The organism is Streptomyces sp. NBC_01006 (assembly GCF_045162725.1).
Classification (GTDB): Bacteria; Actinomycetota; Actinomycetes; order Streptomycetales; family Streptomycetaceae; genus Streptomyces.
Genome location: NZ_CP108700.1, coordinates 1,704,104 through 1,717,500 on the forward strand (window position 1 = coordinate 1,704,104; position 13,397 = coordinate 1,717,500).

Consider the following 13,397-nt stretch of genomic DNA (forward strand, 5'->3'; position numbering starts at 1 on the left):
GCCCGCGGATTCCGGCTTTCACCGTCGGTGAGGAGGGGAACCGGCACTGTGCGCCCGGTACCCGCCCCTGCTTTCCAGAGTGGCCTCGTCACGTGCGGTACGTATGCCTGAGAGATTCCGGGGAGGATTTGCTCCTTCGGCGCCTCCGTCGTACTCACTCGGAGGACTCTCCCGCACAGGGTCAACAGCCATCACCCAGCCTACCAGCGAGGTTCTGGGCCCTGCCTCGAGTGGCCCGCACTCCGGAAATGCCCTTCTGTAGTCATTACGGAGGAGTTGCGACCATATGGAGGGACCGTGCAGACCGACATCGATCCGCGCAGCCTGATCGGCCGCAAGGCGTTCGACCGCAACGGAACCAAGATCGGCACCGTCGACGAGGTCTACCTCGACGACGCCACGGGCGTGCCCGAATGGGCCGCCGTCCGGACGGGCCTGTTCAGCCGGGACGCGTTCGTCCCGCTGGAGCCGAGCGAGGTCGTCGACGACACCCTGCGGGTCCCCTTCGAGCGCTCCCTCATCAAGGACGCCCCGGACTTCGGCGTCGGCCGCCACCTCTCCCCCGAACAGGAACTCCAGCTCTACCACCACTACGGACTGGACGTCTCCCTCCCGTCGGACATCCAGCGCGACTTCGGGCACCTGGCGAACGGCGAGGACACCCCTTAGGTCGCGTCCGCCCCTGCCTCCCCTACGAGGGGCAATGGATCGGAGGGCTCCAGCTCGGGGTCCTCCACCCGGAAGGTACGCACCCGGCCCGGCGCCGATCCGGGCTGCTCGAACCGCACGGTCACCCTCCCGACCCCACTGCCCTGCACCCATCCGGGCCCGTACACGGCGTGCAGTACGTCGCCACCGGCCGCCCAGCGCCGCTCGGGGGCGGGCTCCGGCTCCCCGGACGCCCCTGACGGCTCCGCACCCCGCGGGGCCTCTCCTGGCCCTCCAGGCGCTCCCGGCGCCCCTGTCTCCGGGGCACCGTCGGGCTCGGCGGCCCCGCCCTCCGCAGCCGCATCGGCGGCTTCCTGCGCGGCAGCCTCCGCGGCTGCCTTCGCCTCCGCCGCCATGGACTGCGCGAACAGGTCCTCCTGCGTGTAGTCCGCGAGGCCCGTCACGCCCACCCCCAGCAGCCGGACTCCGCCCGTGGTGTCCACCGCCTCCAGCAGCCGCGCCGCGGCCTCCCGCACCACCGCCGGGTCGTCGGTGGGCCCCCGCAGCGTCTCGGAGCGCGTCAGGGTCGAGAAGTCGTAGCGCCGCACCTTCAGCACGATCGTGCGCCCCGAGTGCCCCGATCCCCGCAGCCGCTGCACGCACCGGTCGGCGAGCCGCTGCACCTCGGTCCTGATCCGCACCCGGTCGTGCAGGTCCACGTCGAAGGTGTCCTCCACCGACACGGACTTCGCGTCGCGCTCGGCGACCACCGGCCGGTCGTCCAGCCCCAGCGCCATCCGGTACAGCCCGACCCCGTGCGAGCGCCCGACCATCCGGACCAGCTCGTCCTCGCCGGCCTCGGCGAGCTCCCCGACCGTGGTGATCCCCGCGCGCCGCAGGTGCTCCCCCGTGACGGGCCCCACCCCGGGCAGGGTCCGTACCGACATCGGGGCGAGCAGCTCCCGCTCGGTCCCCGGCTCGATCAGCAGCAGCCCGGCCGGCTTGGCCTCCTCGGACGCCACCTTGGCCAGCATCTTGGACCCCGCCAGCCCCACGGAGCCGCTCAGCCCGGTCGCGGCCCGGATGTCCGCCCGCAGCCGCTCCCCCGTCTCCCGGGCGCTCTTCGAGTCGAAGGCGGTCCCGCCCGCCTCCAGGTCCACGAAGGCCTCGTCCAGGCTGAGGGGCTCCACCAGCGGGGACAGCTCCCGCAGCAGCCCCATGACCACCTCGCTGACCGCCTGGTACAGCCGGAAGCGGGGGATCAGGTACGCGCCGTTCGGGCAGAGCCGGCGCGCCTGGGCCATCGGCATCGCAGAATGCACCCCGAAGCGCCGGGCCTCGTAGGACGCGGTGGCGACCACCCCGCGCGGTCCGAGCCCGCCGACGATCACGGCCTTCCCGCGCAGGCTCGGCTTCGACGCCTGCTCCACGGAGGCGTAGAAGGCGTCCATGTCCAGATGCAGGATGGTCGGCGCGGCTCTCACAGCCCCGATGCTGCCTCATGCCACTGACATTCGGCCGGGGCCGGGCCCGGCGTCTTCGGCCCGCGCCGGGGCGGGCTCAGCCGGCCCGGTTGCGCCGCGCCGCCAGCTCGTCCGTCGGGTTGTGGCCGACCACCGTCTCGCCGGTGTCGACCCGCTCGCCGTGCAGCTGCGACAGCGCGTTCTCCACGTCGCTCCAGACCACGCCCACGGCGATGCCGAAGATGCCCTGCCCGCCCTGGAGCAGGCTCACGACCTGGTCCGGCGAGGTGCACTCGTACACGGTGGCGCCGTCGCTCATCAGCGTCATGCGCTCCAGGTCCGAGAAACCGCGGTCGCGCAGGTGCTGGACGGCGGTCCGGATGTTCTGCAGCGCCACCCCGGTGTCCAGGAAGCGCTTGACGATCTTCAGGACGACGACGTCCCGGAAGCTGTAGAGGCGCTGGGTCCCGGAGCCGTACGCGGGGCGCACCGTGGGCTCCACCAGCCCGGTGCGCGCCCAGTAGTCCAGCTGGCGGTACGTGATGCCCGCCGCGGCGCACGCGGTCGGTCCCCGGTAGCCCACCTGCTCGGGCGCCGCGTCCGCGCCCACCGGTGCGACCTGCGCGCCGTCCGGCTGACGGCGCGCGGAACCGGCCGCACTGCCGTGGAGCGGGTACGGCCCACCGTCACTCCGCACGGGGATGCCCCCGGTCGTACCGTCGCCCGTGACTCTCACGCCGACCCTCCGTCCTTGACCTGCCCCCTCGAAGGTAGGCAGTCACCAGGGGTGCGTCAACGATCGCCACACTCGGCACGCCGAGTGATAATCACCCTGAGAGTGGTTTCCCGTGTCCTATGCCGGGGAAGGGCTAACCGAATGGGCTGACGCCCCCCGGGGACACGCGGCGCGGACGGCGCGGCCGACGGCTCACTGCGGTCCGGTACCGAAGTCCTCCGGGGAGATCTGGTCGAGGAACTCGCGGAACTTCTCCACCTCGTCCTCCTGCTCGTCCGGAATGGCGATTCCGGCGTCGTCCAGCACGCCGTCGCTCCCGTAGATCGGCGTTCCGGTGCGCAGGGCCAGCGCTATGGCGTCGGAAGGCCGCGCGCTCACCTCGACCCCGCTGGCGAAGACAAGCTCCGCGTAGAAGACGCCCTCCCGCAGATCCGTGATCCGGACCTCGGTGAGCTCCTCGCCGATCGCCTCCAGCACGTCCTTGAACAGGTCGTGCGTCAGCGGCCGGGCAGGGGCCATGCCCTGCTGCGCGAAGGCAATGGCGGTCGCCTCCCCTGGTCCGATCCAGATGGGGAGGTACCGGTCGCCTCCCACTTCACGCAGGAGCACGATCGGTTGGTTGGAGGGCATTTCCACCCGGACACCCACAACGTCGAGCTCGTTCACACAGCAACCCTAGGACCTGCCCGGCAGGTTTGGGTAGTCGGGCCCCCTCGGGGATCCCCGAGGTCAGTGCAGACGGACCCCGAGCGCGGTCTGCACCAAGGCCTCGTGGAGCCGTACGGACAGCCCCGCGAGCTCCTTCAGAGTGGCCTCGGCATGCGCCCTGGTCTGCGGGTTGCGGTGCCGCCGAAGGGGTGCCACGACCTGCTCCACCAGACCCGCCTCGCGGTCCGCGGCGGCCTTCATGGCCCTCAGGTGGCGCGGCTCCAGCCCGAACCGGCCCAGATCCGCCACCAGCCGGGCCACGGTGACCGTCTCGGCGTCGAATCCACCGCCGGGGGCCTCGCCGATCAGCCCGTACGACTCCCACTCGGCGAGCTGCGCCTCGTCCACCTCGGCCGCGGCGAGCAGCTCGGCGCGCCCCACCCGGGCCGCGGCGGCCCGCTCCCGGCCCACTTCGCCGTAGACGGCGGAAGGGCTCGCGGGATCGACGGAATCCCCGTGCGCCGTGGGCGCGGGGATACGGATCTGCTCGCCGCGGGCGAGCGCGTCCAGCTGCTCGCGGATGACCTTCAACGGCAGGTAGTGGTCGCGCTGCAGCCTCAGGATGCGGGCCAGCCGCTCGACGTCCTCGGTGCTGAACTTGCGGTATCCGGAAGGTGTGCGCCGGGGCTCGACGAGCCCCTCCGCCTCCAGGAAGCGGATCTTCGAGATCGTGACTTCGGGGAACTCGTCACGCAGCAGCGTGAGCACCGTGCCGATGCTCACCAGCCGCCCGGCGGAGCCGGCGCTTCCGGCGGTGCCGCTCTTCGGGGCACCGCCGGCCGGGATACGCAGCATGGGACCTTCCCTCTGGGGGTGACCCCCGGACGGAGTCCGGAGGTGGGGATCCCCCCAGGCGGAGCCCAGGGGGTGGTCAGACGCCCCGCAGGCTCGCGTAGAAGACCATCCGGTACTTGCCGATCTGCACCTCGTCGCCGTTGTGCAGGGCGACCGAGTCGATCGGCTCACGGTTGACGTACGTGCCGTTGAGGCTGCCCACGTCGGCGACGGTGAAGCCGCCGTCCTGGCTCCTGCGGAACTCGACATGCCGCCGGGAGACCGTGACGTCGTCCAGGAAGATGTCGCTCTGCGGGTGCCGGCCCGCCGTGGTCAGCTCACCGTCCAAGAGGAAGCGGCTGCCGGAGTTGGGTCCGCGCCGCACGATGAGCAGAGCGGAACCCGGAGGCAGGGCTTCCACCGCGGCCTGGGCCTCGGGGGACAGCGAGGACGACACGTGCTGTTGTCCCGACACCTCGGCCTCGTAGGCCTCAAGGCCCGAGATCGAGATGGTGGACGTGGTCTCCGAGGCACGCTCCGGCGTCAGACCCGCCCGCAGCGGCGCGCCGCAGTTGGAGCAGAACCGGCTGGCCGCATCGCTGCGGTGTCCGCACCTGCTGCAAACCTGCTCGGCCGACATGGACGGCTCCTCGCGCCGCGGCTGCCCCGCGGAGGCATTGGTGGCATACGGGTCGGGGGTAAACCCTCCACCCGAACTTGAGGTTGATGGTTCACCGAAACCTATGCGTCCGGAACCGGCAGGGTCAACAGACGACGCGCCCGGCGCGCCCGAAACATCCCCCGCGCCGGCGACCTCGTCACGGAAGAGCGGCCGGCCGCCCTGCCCTTCCACCTCTCCCTGCCCCGCGCGGTGCTTGGCCGCACCGCTTTCCTCGCGGTTCTTCTTGCCGAACAACTTCTCAAACAACTTCACGGGCGATTCCCCTTGAACGAAACAGACCCGCCCGTGGGGCAGGACGAACTCCGAATGCACACACCTGCCGACCCGGACATTCTCACAACGTCCGTAACCACCAGACAGTTTCCACCACGCGGCACGACTTCAGTGCGCCGACCCCCCGCAGGCATCAGCCCGCGTGAGCCCGTCCGCGCTCTGCTCCGCGTCACGACGTTGACGACCGAGCGTAGTCAGGCTGCTTCGCAGCCCGCAAGGCATCCACAACGATCTTCGCCGACCGTGTGACAGCGACGTTGGCCTGTTCCTTCTCCAGCGTCTGCACGACACCGCCGGGAATGTTCAGGGCGGGCTCCAGATCCTGCGGCTTGCCGATCACCTTGAACTCATAAGGCTGTGTGATTTTCTTACCGTCGATCCCGATCCCGCCGCCCTCGTCCGAGAAGAACGAGCTCGCCACGATGCGCACCCCGTTGACCTGGATCGCCTCGGCCCCGGCCGCCCGCAGCTCCTGGAGGGTGTCCAGCAGCTGGTCCGACTGCACCTGCCCCCTGGGATCGGTGATCTTCAACGTGATGCCCGGTCCCTGCGCCGCCACCGTACCGGCCAGGATCCCCAGTTGGCGTTCCTTCTCGATCGTCTGGCGACGGGCCTCCTCGGCCTGGTTCGAGCTGCTCTCCAGCTCCTTGCGCTGGTCCTCCAGCCGCTGCTTCTCGTCCTCCAGGCGCTTGGTCCGCCCGTCGAGCTCATCGAGGATCCGTACGAGGTCCTCCTGACGGGCCCCGCGCAGCGCGCTGGAGTCGCTGTTCGAGCGCACCTGGATGGCCAGGCCCAGCCCGAGGACGAACAGGAGCAGCGCGACGATCAGTTGGGCCCGGCTCACGCGCGGCGGCCACACCGCTTCCGCCAGCCGCTGCCGACCGCTCCGCGCGGGCCCGGCGGGCTCCACGGCCTGGCCGGGCTGGTCGGGCTTCGCAACCTGGCCGGTCTGGGCCCCCTCGCCGGCCGCCGAGGGCTCGGCGGGCCGCGCCGGCTCGTCCTGCGGCGGCGTCTCCGAGCCCATCGGCTCCTCGGGCGGGTTGTCGTTCGTACTCATCGGCCTCACGCCCGGAACACGTGCCGGCGGATGGCCGCGGCGTTGGAGAAGATGCGGATGCCGAGGACCACGACCACACCGGTGGACAGCTGCGAGCCGACACCCAGCTTGTCTCCGAGGAAGACGATCAGAGCCGCGACGACCACGTTGGACAGGAACGACACCACGAAGACCTTGTCCACGAAGATGCCGTCCAGCATCGCGCGCAGGCCCCCGAACACCGCGTCCAGCGCCGCCACCACGGCGATCGGCAGATAAGGCTCGACGACGGCCGGCACTTCGGGCCGGACCAGAAGCCCGACCACCACTCCGGCCACCAGGCCCAGTACCGCGATCACGATGCACCCTTCTTCGGCTCTTCTGCTGTAGCTGTACGTACGGTCAGGCTCGACGCGGCCGGCAGCCGCAGCTCGTCCGCCGGGGACAAGGTGGCGCGGATCCCGTAGTTCTCCTGCAGGGCGTGCAGGTACTGGCCGTCCGCGGAATCCTGGAACGCGGTCCCGAGCCGCTTCTTGTCCCCCACCGCCAGCACCTCGTACGGCGGCACCAGCGGCCTGTTGTCGACCAGTATCGCGTCACCCGCGGCCCGGATCGCCGACAGCGCCGTCAGCCGCTGCCCGTTGATCGAGATGGCCTCGGCGCCGGACTGCCAGAGCCCGTTGACGATCTTCTGCATGTCCCGGTCCCGCAGCCGGCCGGTGTCCGAGAACCCCGCGTTCTCGCGCGGCTTGCCGCCACCGCCCGAGGAGGAGCCCTTCGCGTCGTCCACGACCAGCTTGAGACCGGGCCCCTGGACCTCCGTCGCACCGGACAGCAGTGCCACGAGCTGCCCCTGGTCCCCGCCGTGCTGCTTGAGCGCCTCGCGCTGGCGGCTCGCGACGTTCTCCCGCAGCCGCTCGATGTCCCGCTCCAGGCCGTCCGCGTGCTCGTCGGCCCGCTGCACCCGGTCGATCAGCTCCTGCCGCTCCTTGGCCAGCACCGGCGCGGCTATCCGCGCCTGGGCGGCACCCAGCGTGACGACCAAGGCGGCGAGCACGAGCCCGGCGGCCAGCGCCAGCTTGGCCTTCAGGGTGCGCGGCAGACCCGCCGTGCCGTCCGCCTCGCGCCGGGCCGACGCCTCCGCGTAGCCCTCGTCGAGACTGTGGTCCATCACGTGCGTCAGCAGCGACATGGATGCGTCCGGGCGCGCGGGAAGCGCCGGCGCCGAACTCCGGTTGTGGGGCGGCTGCGACATGCCGCTCATCGTCGCATGTCGGCGCCGCCCACACCGAATGCGCCCGTCCTGTGGACAGGGAGCGACATCCGCCGCACCCGGACCACCGGACCACGCCGTTTCCGCCGGCTACGGGCGCTCAGTGCCCGGCACCGTCCACCACGCCGGCCCACTCGTCGAGCAGCGCCTGCGCGGACGGGTCGTCGGGGCCCTCGGCCCACAGGTGCGTGACCGCCTCCGCCGGGTCCGGCAGGACCAGCGCCCACCGCCCGTCGGCCTCGACCACCCGCACACCGTCGGTGGTGTCCACCTGCCGGTCCCCCGCCGCCTCCACGACCCGCCGCATGACGAGCCCCTTCACCGCCCACGGGGTCGGCACGTCCCGCTTGAGTACATGGGCTCGCGGTATCCGCGCATCGATCTGGCTCAGCGTGAGCTGCGTCCGCGCCACCAGCCCGATCAGCTGGACGAAGGCCGCCGACCCGTCGAAGACACTGCTGAACTCCGGAACGATGTAACCGCCCCGGCCGTCCCCGCCGAAGATCGTGTTCTCCGCCCGGCCCACGCGCGTCAGGTCGTCGGGCGAGGTCGTCGTCCACTCCACCTGCGTCCCGTGGTACGCCGCCACCTGCTCGGCGATCCGGGTCGTGGTCACCGGCAGCGCCACCTTGCCGCTGCGCTTCTCCGCGGCCACCAGGTCGAGCAGCACCAGCAGCGCCCGGTCGTCCTCGATGATCCGCCCGCGCTCGTCCACCAGGGAGATCCGCTCGCCCACCGGGTCGAAGCGCACTCCGAAGGCGGCCCGCGCCGAGGCCACGATCTCTCCGAGCCGCACCAGTCCGGCCCGCCGGGACTCAGCGGTCTCCGTCGGCCGGGACTCGTCGAGTCCGGGGTTGATCGTCAGCGCGTCCACCTCCAGCCGGCCCAGCAGGCTGGGCAGAACCAGCCCGGCGCTGCCGTTGGAGGCGTCCACGACGACCTTGAGCCCGGAATCGGCGATGCCGGTCGTGTCCACCCGGCGCAGCAGGGAACCCGTATAGGCGTCGAAGACGCTGCCCGGGAACTGGAGGTCGCCGATCTCGCCAGGGAACGCCCGCCGGTACTCCTGCCGCGCGTACACCCGGTCCAGCTTGCGCTGCTGCTGGAGCGAGAGGTCCGCTCCTCGCTCGTCCAGGAACATGATGTCGACCGAGTCCGGCACTCCGGGCGAGGTCCGCACGACGATCCCGCCCGCGGTACCCCGCGCGGTCTGCTGCCGCGCCACCGGCAGCGGTACGTTCTCCAGGTCGCGCACGTTGATCGCGCTGCACTGCAGCGCCGAGATCACCGCCCGCTTGAGCGCTCTCGCGCCGCGGGAGTGGTCACGGGCCGTGGTGACCGTCGCGCCCTTCTTCAGGGTCGTCGCGTACGCCCCGGCGAGCCGGACCACCAGCTCGGGGGTGATCTCCACGTTCAGGATGCCGGTCACTCCGCGGGCGCCGAACAGATGCGCCTGACCTCGCGACTCCCAGATCACCGACGTGTTGACGAAGGCGCCGGCCTCGATCGTCTTGAAGGGGTAGACCCGCACGTTCCCCTGAATGATCGATTCCTCACCGACCAGACACTCGTCACCGATGACGGCCCCGTCCTCGATCCGGGCGGCCCGCATGATGTCGGTGTTCTTGCCGATGACGCAGCCGCGCAGATTGCTGTGGGGCCCGATGTAGACGTTGTCGTGGATGACGGCCCTGTGCAGGAAGGCCCCGCTCTTCACGACGACGTTCGAACCGACGACCGTGTGCTCGCGGATCTCCACACCGGCCTCGACCTTGGCGTAGTCCCCGATGTACAGCGGCCCGCGCAGCACGGCGTCCGGGCTCACCTCGGCGCCTTCGGCGATCCACACACCGGGCGAGATCTCGAAGCCGTCCATCTCGACCTGGACCTTGCCCTCGAGTACGTCGGCCTGCGCCTTGACGTAGCTCTCGTGCGTGCCGACGTCCTCCCAGTAGCCCTCGGCCACATAACCGAAGATCGGCCGGCCTTCCTTCATCAGCTGCGGGAAGACATCGCCCGACCAGTCGACCGGAACATCCGGGTCCACGTAATTGAAGACCTCGGGCTCCATCACGTAGATACCGGTGTTGACGGTGTCCGAGAACACCTGCCCCCATGTCGGCTTTTCGAGGAAGCGCTCCACCTTGCCTTCCTCGTCCACGATGGTGATGCCGAATTCCAGCGGGTTCGGCACCCGGGTCAGGCACACCGTGACCAGTGCGCCCTTCTCCTTGTGGAAGCGGATGAGATCGGTGAGGTCGAAGTCGGTGAGCGCATCGCCGGAAATGACGAGGAAAGCATCGTCCTTCAGGGCCTCCTCGGCGTTCTTCACACTGCCGGCAGTGCCGAGTGGCTTCTCCTCGTTGGCATAGGTGAGTTCCATTCCGAGCTCCTCGCCGTCACCGAAGTAGTTCTTGACGAGTGAGGCCAAGAACTGCACGGTCACAACGGTCTCACTGAGCCCATGCCGCTTGAGCAGCCTGAGCACGTGCTCCATGATCGGCCGGTTGGCCACCGGCAGGAGCGGCTTGGGCATGCTCGAGGTCATGGGGCGAAGGCGAGTGCCTTCGCCACCGGCCATCACGACGGCCTTCATGTCGGAAGAGTCCTCCTTGAGAGACGACGTTCTCGCCGACCTCACCCGTCCCGGACGGTGACTCCGCAACTCCTCCGCGTCAGCCCCACGCCGAGCGAACTCAATCGGCCGCGGCGTCCGCCTTCACGAGCCGGCGGACTTGCACCACGTAAAGGATTCCTGCCCACCAGTAGAGGGTTGTACCCCATCCGGCGAACGCCCATCCGAAAACTGCCCCCATCCAGGCCAACCAACCCGTACCGTCACTGAGCAACAGCAGGGGGAACGCGTACATCAGGTTGAAGGTCGCGGCCTTGCCGAGGAAGTTGACCTGCGGCGGCGGATAGCCGTGACGGCGCAGGATCCAGACCATGACCAGCAGCATCAGCTCACGGGCCACCAGGGCCCCGGTGAGCCAGAGCGGCAGAATGTCTCGATAGGTCAGGCCGAAGAGCGTGGAGAGGATGTACAGCCGGTCTGCGGCCGGATCCAGCAGCCGACCGAGGTTGCTGATCTGATTCCAGCGCCGCGCCAGCTTCCCGTCGAGGTAGTCGCTGACCCCGCTGAGCATGAGCACGGCCAGTGCCCAGCCGTCGTGCTTCTCCAGAATCAGCCAGAGGAACAGGGGCACGCCGGCGAGGCGAGCCATGCTCAGGATGTTCGGAATGGTGAAAATTCGGTCCGTCTGAACCCGAGTCTCCTGGACCTCCACCCGGGGGCCTCCACTGTTGAACGTACGAACGATGCCTCCTGACCCTACAGGAAGCCGCACCTGGCCAGAACGCAGAAAAGCCCCGTACCGGATACCCGGTACGGGGCTTTCTACAATGATTGTTCGGCGGCGTCCTACTCTCCCACAGGGTCCCCCCTGCAGTACCATCGGCGCTGAAAGGCTTAGCTTCCGGGTTCGGAATGTAACCGGGCGTTTCCCTAACGCTATGACCACCGAAACACTATGAAATTTGAACGCTGGCATGAACACAGCTGTTCGTTATTTCAGAACTAACACAGTGGACGCGAGCAACTGAGGACAAGCCCTCGGCCTATTAGTACCAGTCAGCTCCACCCGTTACCGGGCTTCCACATCTGGCCTATCAACCCAGTCGTCTACTGGGAGCCTTACCCTCTCAAGGAGGTGGGAATACTCATCTTGAAGCAGGCTTCCCGCTTAGATGCTTTCAGCGGTTATCCCTCCCGAACGTAGCCAACCAGCCATGCCCTTGGCAGGACAACTGGCACACCAGAGGTTCGTCCGTCCCGGTCCTCTCGTACTAGGGACAGCCCTTCTCAATATTCCTACGCGCACAGCGGATAGGGACCGAACTGTCTCACGACGTTCTAAACCCAGCTCGCGTACCGCTTTAATGGGCGAACAGCCCAACCCTTGGGACCGACTCCAGCCCCAGGATGCGACGAGCCGACATCGAGGTGCCAAACCATCCCGTCGATATGGACTCTTGGGGAAGATCAGCCTGTTATCCCCGGGGTACCTTTTATCCGTTGAGCGACGGCGCTTCCACAAGCCACCGCCGGATCACTAGTCCCGACTTTCGTCCCTGCTCGACCCGTCGGTCTCACAGTCAAGCTCCCTTGTGCACTTACACTCAACACCTGATTGCCAACCAGGCTGAGGGAACCTTTGGGCGCCTCCGTTACCCTTTGGGAGGCAACCGCCCCAGTTAAACTACCCATCAGACACTGTCCCTGATCCGGATCACGGACCGAGGTTAGACATCCAGCACGACCAGAGTGGTATTTCAACGGCGACTCCACCCCAACTGGCGTTGGGGTTTCAAAGTCTCCCACCTATCCTACACAAGCCGAACCGAACACCAATATCAAACTGTAGTAAAGGTCCCGGGGTCTTTCCGTCCTGCTGCGCGAAACGAGCATCTTTACTCGTAGTGCAATTTCACCGGGCCTATGGTTGAGACAGTCGAGAAGTCGTTACGCCATTCGTGCAGGTCGGAACTTACCCGACAAGGAATTTCGCTACCTTAGGATGGTTATAGTTACCACCGCCGTTTACTGGCGCTTAAGTTCTCAGCTTCGCACACCCGAAAGTGCACTAACCGGTCCCCTTAACGTTCCAGCACCGGGCAGGCGTCAGTCCGTATACATCGCCTTACGGCTTCGCACGGACCTGTGTTTTTAGTAAACAGTCGCTTCTCGCTGGTCTCTGCGGCCACCCCCAGCTCACGGAGTAAATCCGATCACCAGTGATGGCCCCCCTTCTCCCGAAGTTACGGGGGCATTTTGCCGAGTTCCTTAACCATAGTTCACCCGAACGCCTCGGTATTCTCTACCTGACCACCTGAGTCGGTTTAGGGTACGGGCCGCCATGAAACTCGCTAGAGGCTTTTCTCGACAGCATAGGATCATCCACTTCACCACAATCGGCTCGGCATCAGGTCTCAGCCTTAATGAGGGACGGATTTGCCTACCCCTCGGCCTACACCCTTACCCCGGGACAACCACCGCCCGGGCTGGACTACCTTCCTGCGTCACCCCATCGCTTACCTACTACAAGTCTGGTTCGTCGGCTCCACCACTTTCCTTTCCCCGAAGGGTCCGGAACGGCTTCACGGACTTAGCATCGCCTGATTCGATATTGGGCGTTTCAAAGCGGGTACCGGAATATCAACCGGTTGTCCATCGACTACGCCTGTCGGCCTCGCCTTAGGTCCCGACTTACCCTGGGCAGATCAGCTTGACCCAGGAACCCTTAGTCAATCGGCGCACACGTTTCTCACGTGTGTATCGCTACTCATGCCTGCATTCTCACTCGTGAACCGTCCACAACTAGCTTCCGCTGCTGCTTCACCCGGCACACGACGCTCCCCTACCCATCACAGCGGGCGTTGGCCCTATTGCTGCAATGACACGACTTCGGCGGTACGCTTGAGCCCCGCTACATTGTCGGCGCGGAATCACTTGACCAGTGAGCTATTACGCACTCTTTCAAGGGTGGCTGCTTCTAAGCCAACCTCCTGGTTGTCTCTGCGACTCCACATCCTTTCCCACTTAGCGTACGCTTAGGGGCCTTAGTCGATGCTCTGGGCTGTTTCCCTCTCGACCATGGAGCTTATCCCCCACAGTCTCACTGCCGTGCTCTCACTTACCGGCATTCGGAGTTTGGCTAAGGTCAGTAACCCGGTAGGGCCCATCGCCTATCCAGTGCTCTACCTCCGGCAAGAAACACACGACGCTGCACCTAAATGCATTTCGG

General features: G+C 67.6%; 11 protein-coding genes, 2 rRNA genes and 1 riboswitch (1 of these 14 cut by a window edge). Of the genes, 1 reads left to right on the forward strand and 12 read right to left on the reverse strand.

All coding sequences use genetic code 11. From position 1 onward, the window contains the following. Positions 1–85: 85 nt before the first annotated feature. A riboswitch (glycine riboswitch) is annotated at positions 86–184 on the reverse strand. Between the two features lie 113 nt (positions 185–297). Next, complete coding sequence (locus OG509_RS07650) at positions 298–669, forward strand: PRC-barrel domain-containing protein (RefSeq protein WP_406181181.1); 372 nt, start codon at positions 298–300, stop codon at positions 667–669. Here the strand turns inward: OG509_RS07650 and OG509_RS07655 are convergent. From OG509_RS07655 to OG509_RS07710, 12 genes are all read right to left on the reverse strand, one after another. After that, entirely contained in the window at positions 666–2,132 is a 1,467-nt protein-coding gene (locus OG509_RS07655; protein WP_406181183.1) for a DNA polymerase IV, read from the reverse strand. The two genes, OG509_RS07650 and OG509_RS07655, sit on opposite strands and share 4 nt — an antisense overlap. 76 nt (positions 2,133–2,208) lie before the next feature. Further along, positions 2,209–2,847 carry a MerR family transcriptional regulator gene (locus OG509_RS07660; RefSeq protein WP_403738582.1) on the reverse strand — a complete coding sequence of 213 codons (639 nt, stop codon included), beginning with the start codon at positions 2,845–2,847 and terminating at the stop codon, positions 2,209–2,211. A 192-nt stretch (positions 2,848–3,039) separates the two neighbouring features. Beyond that, positions 3,040–3,513 (reverse strand): bifunctional nuclease family protein, encoded by a 474-nt coding sequence (locus tag OG509_RS07665; RefSeq protein WP_030009777.1) that lies wholly within the window; start codon positions 3,511–3,513, stop codon positions 3,040–3,042. A gap of 63 nt (positions 3,514–3,576) precedes the next feature. Beyond that, positions 3,577–4,350: a MerR family transcriptional regulator gene (locus tag OG509_RS07670; RefSeq protein ID WP_406181185.1), complete on the reverse strand. Its 774-nt coding sequence runs from the start codon at positions 4,348–4,350 to the stop codon at positions 3,577–3,579. Positions 4,351–4,426: 76 nt separating this feature from the next. Further along, positions 4,427–5,323 carry an FHA domain-containing protein gene (locus OG509_RS07675; RefSeq protein ID WP_406181187.1) on the reverse strand — a complete coding sequence of 299 codons (897 nt, stop codon included), beginning with the start codon at positions 5,321–5,323 and terminating at the stop codon, positions 4,427–4,429. Positions 5,324–5,453: 130 nt separating this feature from the next. Next, positions 5,454–6,341, reverse strand: a complete 888-nt coding sequence (locus OG509_RS07680) for a DUF881 domain-containing protein (protein WP_406181189.1) — start codon at positions 6,339–6,341, stop codon at positions 5,454–5,456. A 5-nt stretch (positions 6,342–6,346) separates the two neighbouring features. After that, on the reverse strand, positions 6,347–6,679 hold the full coding sequence (locus OG509_RS07685) for a small basic family protein (RefSeq protein ID WP_030158423.1): 333 nt from the start codon (positions 6,677–6,679) through the stop codon (positions 6,347–6,349). Beyond that, positions 6,676–7,584 (reverse strand): DUF881 domain-containing protein, encoded by a 909-nt coding sequence (locus tag OG509_RS07690; protein WP_406181191.1) that lies wholly within the window; start codon positions 7,582–7,584, stop codon positions 6,676–6,678. The genes OG509_RS07685 and OG509_RS07690 overlap by 4 nt, the downstream gene beginning before the upstream one ends. Before the next feature lie 109 nt (positions 7,585–7,693). After that, complete coding sequence (locus tag OG509_RS07695; protein WP_406181193.1) at positions 7,694–10,189, reverse strand: sugar phosphate nucleotidyltransferase; 2,496 nt, start codon at positions 10,187–10,189, stop codon at positions 7,694–7,696. Between the two features lie 100 nt (positions 10,190–10,289). Next, a complete protein-coding gene (locus OG509_RS07700) occupies positions 10,290–10,880 on the reverse strand; it encodes a CDP-alcohol phosphatidyltransferase family protein (protein WP_053688838.1) in 591 nt (196 codons plus the stop codon). Between the two features lie 121 nt (positions 10,881–11,001). Then, positions 11,002–11,118: ribosomal RNA gene (gene rrf, locus OG509_RS07705) — 5S ribosomal RNA — on the reverse strand. Between the two features lie 76 nt (positions 11,119–11,194). Then, positions 11,195–13,397, reverse strand: a 23S ribosomal RNA gene (locus OG509_RS07710) (it continues 920 nt past the right edge of the window).

Bases quoted from the DNA above. Each gene is read 5' to 3' on its own strand.
- OG509_RS07670 (WP_406181185.1), bottom strand. From the start codon at position 4,350: ATGCTGCGTATCCCGGCCGGCGGTGCCCCGAAGAGCGGCACCGCCGGA.
- OG509_RS07680 (WP_406181189.1), bottom strand. From the start codon at position 6,341: ATGAGTACGAACGACAACCCGCCCGAGGAGCCGATGGGCTCGGAGACG.
- OG509_RS07690 (WP_406181191.1), bottom strand. From the start codon at position 7,584: ATGAGCGGCATGTCGCAGCCGCCCCACAACCGGAGTTCGGCGCCGGCG.
- OG509_RS07695 (WP_406181193.1), bottom strand. From the start codon at position 10,189: ATGAAGGCCGTCGTGATGGCCGGTGGCGAAGGCACTCGCCTTCGCCCC.